This window comes from Flavobacterium procerum (genome assembly GCF_042431625.1).
In the GTDB taxonomy this organism is placed as follows: Bacteria; Bacteroidota; Bacteroidia; order Flavobacteriales; family Flavobacteriaceae; genus Flavobacterium; species Flavobacterium procerum.
Genome location: NZ_JBHLYW010000022.1, coordinates 34,358 through 50,124 on the forward strand (window position 1 = coordinate 34,358; position 15,767 = coordinate 50,124).

General features: G+C 33.5%; 16 protein-coding genes. 5 read left to right on the forward strand and 11 right to left on the reverse strand.

Annotated elements, in window-relative coordinates:
- Positions 1–314: 314 nt before the first annotated feature.
- The 8 genes from ACFFLS_RS19645 to ACFFLS_RS19680 all read right to left on the reverse strand — a co-directional run bounded on the left by ACFFLS_RS19645 (position 315) and on the right by ACFFLS_RS19680 (position 8,579).
- Positions 315–1,160: an EamA family transporter gene (locus ACFFLS_RS19645; protein WP_379686816.1), complete on the reverse strand. Its 846-nt coding sequence runs from the start codon at positions 1,158–1,160 to the stop codon at positions 315–317.
- Between the two features lie 78 nt (positions 1,161–1,238).
- Positions 1,239–1,379 (reverse strand): SsrA-binding protein, encoded by a 141-nt coding sequence (locus ACFFLS_RS19650; protein WP_135222732.1) that lies wholly within the window; start codon positions 1,377–1,379, stop codon positions 1,239–1,241.
- Positions 1,380–1,441: 62 nt separating this feature from the next.
- Positions 1,442–2,884, reverse strand: a complete 1,443-nt coding sequence (locus ACFFLS_RS19655; protein ID WP_379686817.1) for a serine hydrolase — start codon at positions 2,882–2,884, stop codon at positions 1,442–1,444.
- Between the two features lie 110 nt (positions 2,885–2,994).
- Positions 2,995–4,824, reverse strand: coding sequence for a M56 family metallopeptidase (locus tag ACFFLS_RS19660; protein WP_379686819.1), 1,830 nt, complete (start codon positions 4,822–4,824; stop codon positions 2,995–2,997).
- Positions 4,825–4,835: 11 nt separating this feature from the next.
- On the reverse strand, positions 4,836–5,204 hold the full coding sequence (locus ACFFLS_RS19665; RefSeq protein ID WP_379686820.1) for a BlaI/MecI/CopY family transcriptional regulator: 369 nt from the start codon (positions 5,202–5,204) through the stop codon (positions 4,836–4,838).
- Positions 5,205–5,230: 26 nt separating this feature from the next.
- Positions 5,231–6,820 carry a M56 family metallopeptidase gene (locus tag ACFFLS_RS19670; protein WP_379686821.1) on the reverse strand — a complete coding sequence of 530 codons (1,590 nt, stop codon included), beginning with the start codon at positions 6,818–6,820 and terminating at the stop codon, positions 5,231–5,233.
- Between the two features lie 8 nt (positions 6,821–6,828).
- On the reverse strand, positions 6,829–7,197 hold the full coding sequence (locus tag ACFFLS_RS19675; protein ID WP_379686822.1) for a BlaI/MecI/CopY family transcriptional regulator: 369 nt from the start codon (positions 7,195–7,197) through the stop codon (positions 6,829–6,831).
- Between the two features lie 167 nt (positions 7,198–7,364).
- The gene (locus ACFFLS_RS19680) at positions 7,365–8,579 is read right to left on the reverse strand and encodes an MDR family MFS transporter (RefSeq protein ID WP_379686824.1); all 1,215 of its coding nucleotides are present in this window, start codon (positions 8,577–8,579) and stop codon (positions 7,365–7,367) included.
- 100 nt (positions 8,580–8,679) lie between these two features.
- On the opposite strand from ACFFLS_RS19680, the gene ACFFLS_RS19685 reads away from it, so the two are divergent.
- The 5 genes from ACFFLS_RS19685 to ACFFLS_RS19705 all read left to right on the forward strand — a co-directional run bounded on the left by ACFFLS_RS19685 (position 8,680) and on the right by ACFFLS_RS19705 (position 12,347).
- Positions 8,680–9,279, forward strand: a complete 600-nt coding sequence (locus ACFFLS_RS19685) for a DUF1684 domain-containing protein (protein WP_379686825.1) — start codon at positions 8,680–8,682, stop codon at positions 9,277–9,279.
- Complete coding sequence (locus ACFFLS_RS19690) at positions 9,279–9,929, forward strand: TatD family hydrolase (protein ID WP_379686826.1); 651 nt, start codon at positions 9,279–9,281, stop codon at positions 9,927–9,929. The genes ACFFLS_RS19685 and ACFFLS_RS19690 overlap by 1 nt, the downstream gene beginning before the upstream one ends.
- 45 nt (positions 9,930–9,974) lie before the next feature.
- Positions 9,975–10,688, forward strand: a complete 714-nt coding sequence (locus ACFFLS_RS19695; RefSeq protein ID WP_379686828.1) for a tRNA threonylcarbamoyladenosine dehydratase — start codon at positions 9,975–9,977, stop codon at positions 10,686–10,688.
- A gap of 82 nt (positions 10,689–10,770) precedes the next feature.
- Positions 10,771–11,433, forward strand: coding sequence for an HAD family hydrolase (locus ACFFLS_RS19700; protein WP_379686830.1), 663 nt, complete (start codon positions 10,771–10,773; stop codon positions 11,431–11,433).
- Between the two features lie 71 nt (positions 11,434–11,504).
- Positions 11,505–12,347 carry a DUF2911 domain-containing protein gene (locus ACFFLS_RS19705; protein ID WP_379686832.1) on the forward strand — a complete coding sequence of 281 codons (843 nt, stop codon included), beginning with the start codon at positions 11,505–11,507 and terminating at the stop codon, positions 12,345–12,347.
- 202 nt (positions 12,348–12,549) lie between these two features.
- Here ACFFLS_RS19705 and ACFFLS_RS19710 read toward each other — a convergent pair whose 3' ends face one another.
- The 3 genes from ACFFLS_RS19710 to ACFFLS_RS19720 all read right to left on the reverse strand — a co-directional run bounded on the left by ACFFLS_RS19710 (position 12,550) and on the right by ACFFLS_RS19720 (position 15,656).
- A complete protein-coding gene (locus tag ACFFLS_RS19710) occupies positions 12,550–13,179 on the reverse strand; it encodes an MCP four helix bundle domain-containing protein (protein WP_379686834.1) in 630 nt (209 codons plus the stop codon).
- Between the two features lie 255 nt (positions 13,180–13,434).
- Entirely contained in the window at positions 13,435–13,839 is a 405-nt protein-coding gene (locus tag ACFFLS_RS19715) for a hypothetical protein (protein ID WP_379686836.1), read from the reverse strand.
- An 86-nt stretch (positions 13,840–13,925) separates the two neighbouring features.
- A complete protein-coding gene (locus ACFFLS_RS19720; RefSeq protein ID WP_379686838.1) occupies positions 13,926–15,656 on the reverse strand; it encodes a sodium:solute symporter family protein in 1,731 nt (576 codons plus the stop codon).
- Between the last annotated feature and the right edge of the window lie 111 nt (positions 15,657–15,767).

Sequence of the window (15,767 nt, forward strand, 5' to 3'; positions counted from 1 at the left end):
CAAATTCAAACAAAAGTCCCGAATGCCACAGGACTTTTGTTTGAATTCATTTATGAGAATATAAAATAACCCGTTGGGTGAAATTATTTTTTTTCAATTCTATTAAATCAGTTCAGATATAAATCTGCTTTAATCTGTATGAATCTGCGTGAAAAATTTATAAGCAAAAGTATTTCACGCAGATTTTAAAGGATTTCAGCAGATCAAATTAGATTTTAATTCTTGAATGAATCTATTTTGTTCTATTTCACCCAACGGGTTAAAATAATAAAAAAGTATCACTAAATATAACAGATTAGGTGCTTTTATTTTTTTTATTTTTTAGCCGTAAGTGTACTTCCCGCAGATGCAATAACGACACAAACTACCGCAAGAATTTCGTAGAAACTTAATTTTTCATACAAAAAGATAAAAGCACAGATTGAAGCTGCTGCCGGTTCTAAACTCATCAAAATACTGAAAGTTCTTGGAGGCAACTGTCCTAAAGCTTTCATTTCTAATGTAAACGGAATTGCACTGGACAAAAGCGCCAAAGCAACTCCCATACCGAAGAATGTAGGAGTGAGATTGGTTAATCCGTTTCCTAAGAAACCAAACGGAAGTATTAAGATTGCTGCAAATAACATTCCGGTTGATACAGCTTGCCCGCCATTCATTATTTTAGAAATTCTGCCTCCTAAAATAATATAAGCTGCCCAGAATGCACCAGCCAACAAAGCAAAAACAACACCAATAGAATCAATTTTGGCATTGTTCCATGGTGCAATAAGCAAGATTCCAATTGCAGCCAAAAGAACCCAACAATAATCAACTAATCTTTTTGAACCGAATATGGCAACTAATAATGGTCCGATAAATTCTAAAGTTACTGCAAGCCCGATCGGAATTCTTTCGATAGCATAATAAAAGACCAAATTCATGGCACCTAACGATAAACCGTAAGGCACAACGATTTTCCATTGTTGAGGAGTAATTTTCTTTAAATTCGGGCGATAGGCAATAAGAAGAATGATGGCCGAAACCCCAATTCTTATAGAAGCAGTTGCTGCGGCACCAAGCGCTGGAAATAAAGTTTTTGCAATTGCCGCGCCACACTGAACACTTAAAATTGCCAGTAAAACCGCTGGAATTGCAGGGATATTAAATTCTTTGTTTTTCATGAAGGTAACTCAAAATGACAATTGGCAATGCATATGACACTGCATTGTAACTGATTTAGAAAGGTAAAATTGAAAATGCTATCCTAAAGCACGTTTGGTTACGTAAGCACGATATCCAATAATAGCCATCTGCCATTTTTTTGCTTTAGAAATATCTAAACCTTGTTTGGTAAAACTAGGCAGAATCAATTTGTTTATTTTGGCTAAGATTTTAAACATAGATTTTTTTGCAAAGATATAAAAAAGACTTTGCTGAATAACAAAGTCTTTTGGGTTTTAGTTTATTGCAAGATCATAATGAGGTTTTTATCGCCTCCTTTTTCTGCATTAATTGCATTTACAGGCGCTTCGATCCAGCCCGATTTATTGATAACAAATTTAAACAGATAGGTTTTGTTTTTTTCGAATTGTTTCCTTGGGATTTTCAATTCAAAAGTGTTTTTGTTTTTCCGAACCATTTGAAATTTTTCATCCTTCGGATTCCAATTGTCAAAAGAGCCGGCAATTGATACTGATTTTACCAAATCTGAATTCAATGCCTTGTCATGAATATATGTAAAAACGACATCATCGTTAATCAGTTTATAACCATAAATTCCGGTTTGTGGGCTGTTCGCTGCTAAAAGCTCATTAGAGAGAGTTATAACCGCTTCGCCCAAAACATTGGCAGTATCTTCGTCGCTTATGTTTAGAATAATAGAAAAACCAAGATTTCTTTCAGGATAAAGCAACATCATATTTTGAGTGCCAAAGGCGCCGCCATGTTTCCAGCAGTTTTGCCCGTTTTCGTCAACTTCTATATAATCCCAAAAATAGCCATTCCATGTAGTGGAGCTGTTAAACAGATTTCGTTGGGATTCCTGTATAATCTTATTTTTGGTATTAAGTTCATATTGAATGAATTTAGTAAGATCATCTAAAGAAGATTTTAAACCTCCAGCAGCTTTCCAGAGATTATCAGAAATTCTAGGCATTAAAATCCCTTTTTTATTGTAGCCATTTGCTATAACAATTTTTTCATTGAGATTTATTCCTGTAGACTGCATATTCAGTTTCGAAAATATATTTTCTTTCAATAAAGTTTCATAGCTTTTCTGATATACATTTTCTAAAATGTGCGCTGCCAAGTTTACGCTTCCGTTGCTGTATTTAAATTTAGTTCCAGGTAAAGTGTCAAGTTTGATGTTTTTTAAATCTTCAAAAAACGTATCTCTATTGTATTGCTCATCCATTTTTTTAAAAGCAATATAACTAGTGTCGTTGCGGTTTTTTCTCAGTTCAGAATTATCAGGAAGGTCTTTGTCAAAGCCGGTTCTAAACGATACTAAATCTTTTATCGTAATTGGTGTTCCGTTATATTGCAAATTTGGATACAATCCTGTAATGTATTTTCGAATGTCATCTTCCAGACTAATTTTTTTTTCAGTTACCGCCTGAGCAACCAATAAACCTGTAAACAATTTAGTAATCGATGCGACTTCAAAAACGGTCTTATTTGTAGCTATATTGTCCATTTCTTTGTCTATTTCACCATAATGTCTAATGTAAGTTTTTCCATCTTTTACTACTCCAATAGAAACGGAATTAGCTTTTGATTTCTGAATTAAAATCGAAGCCGTTTTATCCATTGCAATGAAAACATCTTTTTCGGCACCAGTCTTTTTGTATTGTGCTGTCAGAGCAAACGAAAAAGATAAAATAATGAGTAAAACTATTTTTTTCATATTGATTTGTTTTTGTTTTCTAAAAATTCAAATCGTATTTGAGATTAACTAAAAATATAAAACCAGTGTTTTAACGCACTGGTTTCATACTTATTTTATAATTTTAGAAATTAAGATTTACTGCTGTATTTTCTTTCTTGTTTTCTCATTTCGTCGGCATGTTTTTTCATTTCTTTAGCATGTTGTTTCATGATTTCTGCCTGTTTTCTCATCTCATCAGCCTGAAGCTTCGCCTCTTTTTCATTAAAGTCCATGTTGAAATTGTAACTAAAAGTCTGATTCATTTCTCCTTGATATTTCTCCATTTCAGCTGCATATTTTTCCATAGCAATTTCATATTTAGCCATTTCTTTTTCAAAGATAACAGTGCGCTTAGACATCACTTCTTCCATTTCTTTTTCAAAAGCTCTCATATCAGGCTCAAACGCTGCCATTTTCTTTTCAAATTCGGCCATATCGGTTTCAAATTTTCTCATTGCCGCTTTATCATTTGGATTTGATGGTGCTAAAGGAGCTTTTGGCATTTTTGACATATCAATAACTGGAACTTTTGGCATTGGGCCTTGTGGAAAAGCTGGTGCTATCGGTGGAGTAGGTGGTGTGGCATAAGAATCTGAATAAGTATTTACGACCACTTTTTCTGAGTTTATAGGCGTTGGCGCATTAGGCGGTGTCGGTGGCTTAAGACCATCTATACTGATGTTTTTTGCACCATTAGTATCGGTACCGATTACCAATGTAAAATCTTTAATAGCCTTGTTCCCGTTCATACTAACAATCTGTTTTTTGCCGTTTTCAGGATTTACCTGAAGCTGTATTGAAGTCAGTTCGTCGTCAGTATTTCTTTTAACTTCAGAAACATTAAAATCCAGATTGTGATTTGTTTTTAGTTTCTCTTTTAAATCCTGTAACTGTTTATCAGATGTCTTTTTCGTAATGGTAATCAGTTCTTTCGTTTCTTTTACTGTATCTTTTTGAATAATAGTTTCGGTTCCGTTTTTCTGTTTTCTTTCCTGTGCAATGGTTTGAATTTGGAACAACAGAACAAAGGCTCCAAGTGCTGGAATTACGGCGTAATACTTCCAGTAGTTCGTCTTTTTTGATTGATTTTTGTTTAACATAACAATTCGTTTTTTGATTAATGATTGATAAAAATGATTGGTGATGGCAACGCAGGTATCGTGCGTTGTAATTTTCAGCAGTGTGTATTGATACGCTTTTTTGTCGGTAATTTTTTTTGCGGCTTCGCTGTCGGCAATAAATTCTAGATTTTGAAGAATTGCCTTTTTATAAAGCCACATAATGGGATTGAACCAAAACAGAATACAGAAAATTCTTGAAAGCAGTACATCTATAGTGTGTTTTTGATCACTGTGTACTTTTTCATGTTCTAAGATATTCTGCAGCTCAATTGGAGTGTACAGTGATGAGTTGTACACGATATAATCGAAGTAAGAAAAAGGCGCAATATTTTCGGTAACATCCACAAATTTAAAATCTTCTTGCTGTTTGATTTGTCTATTCTTTAAAACCGAATTTAGACTGTAAAAATCCAGAGCAAATTTGATCATAAACGCCGTAAATCCGAAGCAATAAATAGACAAGTAAACCCAATTCCAATTAATTTCAAAACTTTCCTGCTGTACAGTTTCTTGCGATACTGAAGCGTTCGGATATTGAACATCCGTTGTAGATAAATTGATGTTTTCTGCGGGCATAGCAACATTTTGAACCGTAACCACTGGAGCAGGAGCAGGGTCAATCCAGATTACTTTGGTATAAACTACAAATGGAAGAATTACAGAAGTTAACAGTCCGGCAAGTAGAAACCATCGACTGCTGTTAAAAAATGTTTCTTTGCGAAGCAGTAAAACGTAAGCAAAATAAAAAGTTGCCAACAGTCCGCTTGATTTTAAGATAAATATGAAAAGTGCTTCCATGGTTTTTGTGGTTATTTTGCTTCTTTTGGATTTTCGATCATTGCTAAGATTTCACGTAATTCGTCTGCCGAAATTTTTTCTTCTTTGGCAAAAAAGGAAACCATGCTTTTATAAGAGCTGTTAAAATAATTGTCAATTGCAGTATTCATAAAGCCTTTTCTATAATCTTCAATAGTTACAATCGGATAGTACTGGTGTGTGTTTCCAAATGCATTATGCGCGACATAACCTTTTTCTTCTAGATTGCGAACAATCGTAGAAAGCGTATTATAATGTGGCTGCTCCTCGAGAATCTCTGCCTGAATTTCTTTTACAAAAGCTTTTTTAAGCTTCCATAAAATGTGCATGATTTCTTCTTCTTTGTTGGTTAGTTTCTGCATTTTTTAATGTTTTAAGTTTCAAACGGTTAATTCTTACTTATGATTTCTATTACTCCATTCGCACCTTTTTCGCCGTATCTGTTAATTGCTTCTGTTCCTTTGAAAACACTTATCGACTCAACATTCTCAGACTTTATACTGTGTATATCAAAACTAGAAGGCATTTCTTCTCCATCAATAATTACAAGTGGTGAGCCAGATTGCATATTATTCTTTGTATTATTTGATACAAAGATTGTCGTTTTTCCTCCAGAAGTAGAAACATTAGTTATGCTTTTATTGTCAGAATCTGTGCTTACAATAGTGCTAATATTTCTATTAGTATTATGGTCAGCTTTTGTATTAGAAGAAGAATTAGTGTTAACATCATTACTTTCTTTAGTGGTTAGTTTTTTGCTTTTTACGATTTTTGGTGTTTTTTTAGAATCGGTTGCTTCTGAAGTCTGAATTCCGATTTTTTTATTGCCATTTTCGTCAGTAGTGACAATTATTCCAAAATCTTCAATTACTTCAGTTGATTTCTGAATGGATTGTGTTTTTTGATTGCCATTTTTAATATCAATTTTGATTGAAGTCAAATTATTATCTGCATTTCTTTTGATTTCAGAAGCCTCAAAATCAATATTATGAATTGATTTCAATTTTTCTTTGATTTCTTTTAATTGAGCATCTGTAGAACTTTTTTTGATTTTGTAAACGTCGACTGATTTGATTTTTCCCGACGTTTCTTTTACTGCTTCTTGTTTTTCTTTTGCAATTACTTCAATTTGAAATAATAAAACAAAAGCTGCAAGTGCTGGAATTATAACATAGTACTTCCATGAATTTCTTTTCTTTGATTGATTTTTGTTTAACATGACGATTCGTTTTTTGATTAATGATTGATAAAAATGATTGGTAATGGCAACACAATCAGTATGTGTTGTTATTTTTAAAAGCGTGTATTGATACGCTTTTTTGTCTGTAATTTTTTTAGCTGCCTCGCTATCTGCTATGAACTCCAAATTTTGACTGATTGCTTTTTTGTAAAGCCAAGCAATTGGATTAAACCAGAACAGAATGCAAAAAGCTCTAGAAATCAATACATCTACAGTGTGATTTTGGTCGCTATGCACTTTTTCGTGTTCCAAAATACTTTCCAATTCTAAAGCGCTGTACATTGATGAGTTGTACACGATGTATTCAAAGTAGGAGAAAGGAGCAATGTTTTCGTTGGTGTCAATAAATTTGAAATCTGCTTGCTGTTTGATTTTTTTTCCTTTTAAAACCAAATTGAGTTTGTAAAAGTCTACAGCAAATTTGATGGCTAAAGCCAAGAAACCTAAACCATAAATAAGGATTAGTATATTTTCCCAGTTTAGGAATGAATTCTCGCTTGAAAGATTTGAAGTCGTATCAAAAATTTCATTGTTTAAATCAGTTTCTGGGATAGGATTGATCCAGATAGTTTTTGTAAAAACAAGCAATGGAAGTGTTATCGAAAGTACTATGCCGCCAAGTAGAAACCATCTGTTACTGTTGAAAAAAGTTTCTTTTCTCAGTAGAAAAAAGTACGTGCAGTAAAACAAAAGCAGTAAACCGCTTGATTTGGCAATAAAAATGATAAGTGCTTCCATAAATCTTCTTATTTTTCTTTTTCTGAATTTTCGACCATTTCTAAAATCTCGCGTAGTTCTTCTGCCGAAATTTTTTCTTCTTTGGCAAAAAACGAAACCATGCTTTTGTAAGAGCTGTTAAAATAATTATCAATTGCCGTTTTCATAAATCCTTTTCTGTAATCTTCAATTTTAACAACCGGAAAATACTGATGCGTGTTTCCAAACGCATTGTGGCTTACATATCCTTTTTCTTCAAGATTGCGAACAATAGTAGATAAGGTATTATAATGAGGTTGGTCTTCTTTTATTTCTGCTTGTATCTCTTTTACAAAAGCTTTTTTGAGCTTCCATAAAATCTGCATGATTTCTTCTTCTTTGTTGGTTAACTTCTGCATTGTTTCTAATTTTAATTCAAACCTACAACTATTTTTTTAGTTACACAACTATAAAAATAGTTATTTAACTAAAAATTAAGTTTGAAATCAAATTAACGCAAAAAAAAGTCATTCAAATTTAAAGTTAAAAATCTGAATGACAGTTGTTTGTTTCGTTAAATGATAATCTAAGACATTTTTTCGTGCATTAAAGCGTTATTGATCCAAACACAGCAAGCAACAGCTATCATGCCAATAACAGCCATAAAAAGCCAGTTTTCCTGATAGCCATAACGGCCAATAATTTCAAATCCGAGCTTAGAGCTAGTAATATGTGCAAGACTGAAGCTCATCGTATACAACGCCATATAACGTCCTTCGTGGCCATGTGGTGCACGGCTTAAAGCAAATGCATTAGAAAAGGGAAAGGCAAGGATTTCTCCTAGAGAAATACATATCATACTAATTACTAGCATTCCGGCCCAAAAGTTAATTAAAAGCAGAAAAAAACTAGAAGCCATTAGAAATGAACCTGCAATAATAATTCTTATTTTTTTGAACTTTTTTCTTTCCATATAACCAACTGTAGGCATTTCGAGAGAAAAAATCAAAAGTCCGTTAAGTGTCATTAATAATCCAGTTTGAAATTCGCTGAGTCCGAATTTCTCATTATGATATAAAGGTAATGTTGTAAAAAGCTGAAAGAAAATCATTGCCGTAATAAAACTCACAAAAAGGAATACCCAGAAAATTTTGTCATGAAAAACAGATTTTGCAACTGTGCTTTCTGTTTTATCGGTAAGTACTGTTTTTTTCTTTTCTTTTACCAAAAAAGCAAAAATAGAGATAGAAACAATACAAGAAGTTCCGTCAACCCAAAACAAACCTGGATATCCAATTCCCATAATTATCAAACCTCCAAGAGCAGGACCAGCAGCAAATCCGAGGTTTACGGCCAGACGAACCAGAGACAATGCGCGTGTTCGGTTTTCGGGTTTAGCATAAGCGCTCAACGAGACGAACATCGCAGGTCTGAACATATCTGCAATGGTCATTAATAAAAACATTGCAAAACAGAGCGCCCAAAATGAAGTGACATATTGAATGAAAAACAAGGAAAGCCCGCTCGTAAACAAACTGAAAATCATTATTTTATAAAACCCTATTTTATCTGATAATTTACCTCCTAGCCAGGAACCTAGCATAGACCCACAGCCAAATGCAACCATAATAGAACCAACCTGATGGTAATCGAAATGGAGATTTTCTTTTAGATATTTTGATAAAAAAGGAAGTACCATTGTACCGGCACGATTAATAAAAGTGACAATCGCAAGTATCCAGATTTCTCTTGAAAATCCTCTAAAATTGTTGATGTAATTGGTGAAAGCGGTCTTAAGCATTTTTGAGTGGTAATTTATGGTCGCAAAGTTAGAAAACTTTGGCTCGTTAAGTGGTTGTTGTTTTGTAACTTTTGAACTATTTTTGCATAAAATTTCGAAGATGAAAACTATAAACTTATTGGTTTTATTGCTGGTTTTTAATTTTGGTTTTGGCCAGAAACAATTTGACAGAAGCGAATCAGAAAAATTCCAGAAGAAGATCAATTCAGAATACGCTGATCCTAAGACGAGTCCGTTGATGGAGGAGGATTTGAAGACTTTTAAAAGCTTAGATTTTTATCCAATAAATCAAAACTATTTTGTGAATGCTTCTTTCGTTAAGGCAAAAAACGAAAAAGTCTTTGAAATGAAAACTACTGGAACCCGAACGCCTCAATATATTAAGTACGGAACACTTTACTTTAAAATAAACGGTGTTGACTGCAAGCTTAATGTTTATCGAAACATAGAACTTTCAAAAAAAGAAGAATACAAAAATCATTTGTTTTTGCCTTTTTCAGATTTAACCTGCGGAAAGGAAAGTTACATTGGTGGCCGTTATATCGATCTTGAAATTCCAAAAGGAAAAACAATTGTCGTAGATTTCAATCAGGCCTACAATCCGTATTGTGCTTATAATTACAAATATTCTTGTCCGCTTGTGCCACTTGAAAATGATTTGAAGGTGGAAATTAACGCTGGCGTGAAAACTTTTCATTAATGGAATATTTTAATTTTCATACGCATCAATTTAAAAACGAAACATCCGTTCTGGAACTGGTAAATCAGTATCCGAATGAGTTTGACGAATCCATTCCGTTTTATTCTATAGGGATTCATCCTTGGCACATAGAAGGAAATCGCATTGATGCAGATTTGGAAATTATCGAAGAAAAATTGCAATCCAGCAACTGTTTGGCAGTCGGGGAGTGTGGTTTAGACAAACGCATTGAAATCCCGTTTGAGTTGCAACTTTCAGTTTTTGAGAAACAGTTGATTTTGGCTGAAAAATACAAAAAGCCAGTCATCATTCATTGTGTTGCTGCTTATCAGGAAGTAAGTGAAATTAAGAAAAGAATGAAAATTTCGGTTCCGATGATCATTCACGGTTTTTCTAAAAAGAATCAGATTGCGGTGCAATTGGTGAAAGAAGGATTTTATCTTTCATTTGGAAAATATCTATTGAAAAATCCAGATTTAAAACCTGTTTTTCAAAATATGCCCAACGATAGATTTTTTTTAGAAACCGATAGCATTGCAGAAACCATTCAGGAAGTTTATGAAATGGCATCCAATTATAAAGAAATAACAATTAAAGAGTTACAGACTATAATTTCAAGTAATTATAGAACTGTCTTTAAAATAACCTGAAACCTGAAACTTGAAACAAACTTAAAACAATAATAAAAAGAACATATGGCAGAATGGACGGAAAGAGCCGAGCTTTTATTTACTAAAGAAGGATTGCATAAACTAAAGAACTCTAATGTGTTAGTAGTAGGTTTAGGAGGGGTAGGCTCATTTGCAGCCGAATTTTTAGCAAGAGCCGGAGTTGGAAATATGACAATTGTAGACGGAGATGTAGTCGACATTACCAATATAAACAGACAATTGCCAGCACTGCATTCGACTGTTGGAGAGCCAAAAATTAAAATTGTAGGTGATCGTTTGATGGATATTAATCCGGAATTAAAATTGACAAGAGTACAGGAATTTTTATCTCCTGAGCGTGCTTTTGAAATCGTCTCTTCAGAATTTGATTATGTTTTGGACTGTATTGACAGCATTACTCCTAAATTGAATTTGATTCTTGGAGCTAAACGCAAAAGAGTCAAAATTATAAGCAGTATGGGAGCTGGCGGAAAAATGTTGGCTTCAAAAGTAAAAGTTGCTGATATTTCTAAAACCATAAATTGTTATTTTTCTAAAACGATTCGCAAACGTTTAAAGGAATTAAAAATTAACAAATTAAAAGTGGTTTTTTCTTCTGAAATTCAAGATGAAAAAAGCTTGAAGTTAACTGACGGAAAGAACTTTAAAAAATCTTTTTACGGAACCAACAGTTATATGCCTGGTTTATTCGGTTTACATGCTGCAGAGGCAGTTATTAGACATTTATTGACTAAATAAGACATCAAGATACTAAGATTCTAAGTTGCTGAGAAAAACTTAGAATCTTAGCATCTCAGCCTCTTAGAAACTTAAAAAAAAAATGATTAAAACAGTAATTTTTGATATGGACGGTGTAATTGTAGATACAGAGCCGGTTCATCGTTATGCGTATTATCTGCAGTTTTCAGAATTGAATATAGAAGTACCCGAAGAAATGTACACTTCATTTACAGGGTTTTCGACAAGAAATACTTTTCAGGCCTTAAAAGGTCATTTTCCAGCTATAGAACAAGAAGTGGAAGATTTGATTCAGCGTAAGCGAAACATTTTTAATGATGCTTTTGATACTAAAGAAGACTTATATCTTTTAGAAGGCGTTGAAGATTTGATTAAAGATTTACATCAAAACGGCATACAGCTTATCTTGGCCTCATCTGCTTCAAAAGTCACGATAGAACGTGTATTTACAAGATTCGGCTTGCATCAATATTTTTCTCATATTGTAAGCGGAGAAGATTTTCCGCAGTCAAAACCAAATCCGGCAATTTTTAATCACGCAGCTTCATTATCCATTGCACCAAAAGAAAATTGTATCATTATTGAAGACAGTACAAACGGAATTAAAGCCGCAAAAGCTGCTGGAATTTATTGTGTAGGTTACAGAAGTGAAAATTCAAATATGCAGGATTTATCGATGGCAGATTTGGTGATTAATCATTTTAGTGAATTGAATGCTGAAAAAATATCACAGTTGCACCCCTGAATTATATTAAATTTAACAGTTCGTAGCTAATTGAATTTGTAAATTTGAACAAAACAAATAAAAAGACAAGAATGAAAAAACTACTTATTGCTATGGCTCTCATCTTAGCGCCGTTAGCATCAGAAGCACAAGTGAAAACGCCGCAAGCCAGTCCTAAAGGATATATAAAACAAACTGTTGGTTTAACAGATGTAGAAGTTACCTATTCAAGGCCGGGAGCAAGAGGAAGAGCAGTTTTTGGTAATTTAGTGCCATTCGGGAAATTATGGAGAACTGGAGCAAATGAAAATACGATTGTTAATTTTAGTGATGATGTTGTAATTGACGGCAAAACATTAAAAAAAGGGAAATACGCAATTTATACAGTTCCAAGAATCGAAAGCTGGGATGTGATTTTCTATCTTTCTACAGACAACTGGGGACTTCCAGAAAGCTGGAACGAGAATTATGTTGTTCTTAAAACAACGGTAAAAGAAGATGCGCTGCCAACTCCAGTAGAAACATTTACAATCGGAATCAATGGATTAGATCCAAATTACGGATATTTAGAAATGGCTTGGGAAAATTCTCATGTAGCTTTAAAATTTGAAGTTCCAACTGCTAAAACAGCAACTGCAAGTATCGAAAAAACATTGGCAGGACCAAACTGGAACGATTATTTTGCTGCTTCACAGTATTTGTTTTCATCAAACGGAAATATCGAAACTGCAAGAGTTTATATCGACAAAGCTTTAGATATGAGTATAGATAAACCTTATTATGTTTTAAGATTAAAATCTCAGATTCAAGCAAAACAAGGAGATAAAAAAGGAGCTGTAGAAACTGCAAAAGCATCTTTGGCGGCCGCAGAAGCTGCAAGTAATGCTGATTACGTAAAATTGAACAAAGACAGTATTGCAGAGTGGAGCAGATAATATTTTAAATTCCAAAATAATAAATTTCAAATTCCAAAGCTTTCGGGTTTTGGAATTTTTTTATGCTTTTAAACGTTAAGATGCAATGAGTGATAGTAAATACGTAAAATTCAAAAAGCTTTTGTGTGAATTAACTTTTCCAGCTTTGCGCATTTTCTTACGTTCTTAGCGGTTAAATAGTTGGAATTTAAATATTTGGAATTTAGTTTAAACTAGGCGGCTCAGGAATTTTTACGTTTTTCTTGATTTTCTTTACAATAAGAAGATAAAATGTTATACCACCTAAAACAATCAACAAAGCAATTTGAAGCTGACCGAGACTATTGTTTTTGTCGTACATAGCATTAGCAGACGCGAGTTTTAGTTTTCCCTCTTCGATTTGAATCTGCGATAAGGATTCTAAAGTTTTTAATGCCTCAGCGCTCGAAGTGGCAATCTTGTTCCAATTTTTAGCGGCAGCCTGCGTATTTATTTCTTTGCATGAAAGCAGAAAAGCATCAAAATACTCTTTTTCTTTATTGGTAAGAACCGTTTTAGCGTACAAATCATCTATATCGTGTATGATATCCAGCGTATGAATGATTTCGCTTTTCTTGATGTTATCGCTCAAATCTAGCTTTTCGGCTTCAGCCTTGATAAAATGCAATTGTTTTGAATACTGAAAAATATAATGCGCAACAACTAACCTGTCCTTGTAGATCGCATTAATATTATCGTTTACGTTTTTAGAATTAAGGAGCGTATTAAAATTTCCGAGAAGAATTAACAGCATTACAATTAAGAGTACAAAAGCAGCTTTGGTTTTATTGCCGTATTTTCTTTGATCTTTCATAACGCCTGTTTAAAGAGATAACTTCCTCAAAGATAAAGATTTTCGAGATTAGATTAAAAAAAGAAACTTTGCCCAAGTTCAAAACTTAGACAAAGTTGTATATTTTAAATTCCGTTTTGCAGTTATAATCACAAATTGGCTTTGAAATAATTTGAATAATGATTTTTAGAAGCTTATTCCTGCTGTCCGCTATATCTTTTGTGGCGAACCCCGCCACAAAAGGATGTCGCTTCCATCAGGGCTAGGGCAGTAGGATTATTTGGCAACAGATTGATTTACTAATAGATTTGTTTGTTTATTTACTATAGTGGCAGCTTCAATCAAATAGGAAGGATTTGTGCATTCACCATAATCAATGTAAACGATATGGTTGTCATCTTCCAAGTTCTCATTCTTTTTTTTCGCTGTCAAATAACTGTCTAGTCCCATAATTAAATATACAGGAGTTCTAGCGTTATAGAGTTGTGTAGCAATACCTATTAATCTTTGTTTTGCGACAAGTTTTATATCTTCTTCTTTGGATGAATATAAATACATACATTCTATTAAAGAACAAAATTTAATGCTATCAAGGGAAGCATAATTGTATTTCTGTAATATCTCAGCCCCTTGATTGAGGTTTTCAAAACATTTTGTGTAAAGTTGGTCCGAAAGCGGCATACCGTCAACAATTTCATTATTAGCTGTGTTTTGGCTATTGATGCAAAAACAGTTCAATAAAAATAGAAGACATATTAGTTTCCGAATCATTCCTTATTCAAAATCATTTCATTATCATCCGATTTTCCTCTAAAAAACAATACTTGCATCAACAGAGCCAATACAATGGTCAGCATGGCTCCAATAAAGTTAAGCCATAAATAACCCAGTTTTTCCTGACTGTAAATCATAGAATAAAAAATAACAAAAATCGTCAACTGACTTATAATAGCACTGTAAAACATTGGTTTTGCCTGAACTCTTTTTAAATAAAACCCAACAAGGAATATCCCCAGAACCGTTCCGTAAAAGATAGAACCAATAATATTTACCAATTGAATTAAGTTTTCAAACAATGTTCCAATGCAGGCAAAAAGTATGGCAATAATTCCCCAGAAAAGCGTAAAGAATTTAGTTGCATTCAAATAATGTTTTTCTGATTTCTCAGTTTTCAGATTTCGTTTATAGATATCAATTGCTGTTGTAGAAGCTAATGCATTTAGTCCAGACGCTGTAGAAGACATTGCTGCCGAAAGAATAACAGCCAAAAGTAATCCAATCAATCCCCTTGGAAGGTAATGCATGATAAAATGAAAAAACACATAATCTTTATCATTTGTTTCGCTGGTACTGTCGGCTTTAGAAATAATATCTTTGGCTTTGTCGCGAAGATCTTTTTCTTTGTTTGAAAGGGCAACCAGCTCTTTTCGAAGAATTGGATTGTCAAAATCTTGATTCAACTGATCAATATAGAGCAAATTGATGACTTTTTTATCTTCAGAAAGTTTAACGAGCTTTTTTTCTAAAACAGCATATTCTTCTTTATAAGCCGATTTTTCGATTACTATTTTATTGTTCGGATTAAAATTCAGCGGCACGGGATTGAATTGGAAAAAAACAAAAACCATCACTCCAGTAAGCAGTATGAAAAACTGCATCGGAACTTTGAGAAGACCGTTCATAATTAATCCCATCTGGCTTTCCTTTACAGATTTTCCAGATAAATAACGGCCAACTTGAGACTGATCAGTTCCAAAATAGGCGAGTGCCAAAAAGAATCCTCCAGTAATACCGCTCCAAAATGTATATTTTTCTTCTGGATCAAAAGAGAAATCTACAATATTCATTTTATCATTTGCTCCCGCGATATGCAGTGCGCTCGTAAATGTCATATCGTTTGGAAGATAGTGCAGAATCAAGAAAAATGTAATAAACATTCCAGACATAATCACAAACATCTGCTGTTTCTGTGTTACGTTAACGGCTTTAGTTCCTCCAGAAAAAGTGTAAATAATAACCAAAAGTCCAATGATGATGTTCATTATCGTAAGATTCCATCCTAAAAGTGCAGACAAAATAATGGCAGGCGCATAAATGGTTAAGCCAGTACCTAATCCTCTCTGAACTAAGAATAAAATAGCAGCTAGCGAACGTGTTTTAATGTCAAAACGTTTTTCTAAAAATTCGTAAGCAGTAAAAACCTTGCTTTTATGATACAATGGAATAAAAGTAAGGCAGATAACAATCATGGCGATTGGAAGACCAAAATAGAATTGCACAAACCCCATTCCATCATGATACGCCTGTCCTGGCGTAGACAAAAATGTAATCGCGCTAGCCTGAGTAGCCATAACTGAAAGTCCTACGGTGTACCAAGGGGTTTCGTTGTTTCCTAAAATAAAATCTTCAACATTTTTGCTGCCTTTGGTTTTCCAAGAACCGTATCCAACAATAAATAAAAGCGTAACAATGAGTACGATCCAGTCAAATAGCTGCATAACTTACGAGTAAAATTGCATGATTAAGAAAAAAATCACAATATAGATGGCATTGGCAACTAGCACATACGTGTAGCTCTTTTTCCAGTTTTTTTGTTTTTTTGTTTCCAT

Excerpts from the sequence above, each read along its gene's own strand:
- ACFFLS_RS19645 (WP_379686816.1), bottom strand. The coding sequence starts at position 1,160 with ATGAAAAACAAAGAATTTAATATCCCTGCAATTCCAGCGGTTTTACTG.
- ACFFLS_RS19660 (WP_379686819.1), bottom strand. The coding sequence starts at position 4,824 with ATGGAAGCACTTTTCATATTTATCTTAAAATCAAGCGGACTGTTGGCA.
- ACFFLS_RS19685 (WP_379686825.1), top strand. The coding sequence starts at position 8,680 with ATGAAAACTATAAACTTATTGGTTTTATTGCTGGTTTTTAATTTTGGT.
- ACFFLS_RS19690 (WP_379686826.1), top strand. The coding sequence starts at position 9,279 with ATGGAATATTTTAATTTTCATACGCATCAATTTAAAAACGAAACATCC.
- ACFFLS_RS19695 (WP_379686828.1), top strand. The coding sequence starts at position 9,975 with ATGGCAGAATGGACGGAAAGAGCCGAGCTTTTATTTACTAAAGAAGGA.
- ACFFLS_RS19715 (WP_379686836.1), bottom strand. The coding sequence starts at position 13,839 with ATGCCGCTTTCGGACCAACTTTACACAAAATGTTTTGAAAACCTCAAT.
- ACFFLS_RS19670 (WP_379686821.1), bottom strand. The coding sequence starts at position 6,820 with ATGGAAGCACTTATCATTTTTATTGCCAAATCAAGCGGTTTACTGCTT.
- ACFFLS_RS19720 (WP_379686838.1), bottom strand. The coding sequence starts at position 15,656 with ATGCAGCTATTTGACTGGATCGTACTCATTGTTACGCTTTTATTTATT.
- ACFFLS_RS19700 (WP_379686830.1), top strand. The coding sequence starts at position 10,771 with ATGATTAAAACAGTAATTTTTGATATGGACGGTGTAATTGTAGATACA.
- ACFFLS_RS19675 (WP_379686822.1), bottom strand. The coding sequence starts at position 7,197 with ATGCAGAAGTTAACCAACAAAGAAGAAGAAATCATGCAGATTTTATGG.
- ACFFLS_RS19680 (WP_379686824.1), bottom strand. The coding sequence starts at position 8,579 with ATGCTTAAGACCGCTTTCACCAATTACATCAACAATTTTAGAGGATTT.
- ACFFLS_RS19655 (WP_379686817.1), bottom strand. The coding sequence starts at position 2,884 with ATGAAAAAAATAGTTTTACTCATTATTTTATCTTTTTCGTTTGCTCTG.
- ACFFLS_RS19665 (WP_379686820.1), bottom strand. The coding sequence starts at position 5,204 with ATGCAGAAACTAACCAACAAAGAAGAAGAAATCATGCACATTTTATGG.
- ACFFLS_RS19705 (WP_379686832.1), top strand. The coding sequence starts at position 11,505 with ATGAAAAAACTACTTATTGCTATGGCTCTCATCTTAGCGCCGTTAGCA.
- ACFFLS_RS19650 (WP_135222732.1), bottom strand. The coding sequence starts at position 1,379 with ATGTTTAAAATCTTAGCCAAAATAAACAAATTGATTCTGCCTAGTTTT.
- ACFFLS_RS19710 (WP_379686834.1), bottom strand. The coding sequence starts at position 13,179 with ATGAAAGATCAAAGAAAATACGGCAATAAAACCAAAGCTGCTTTTGTA.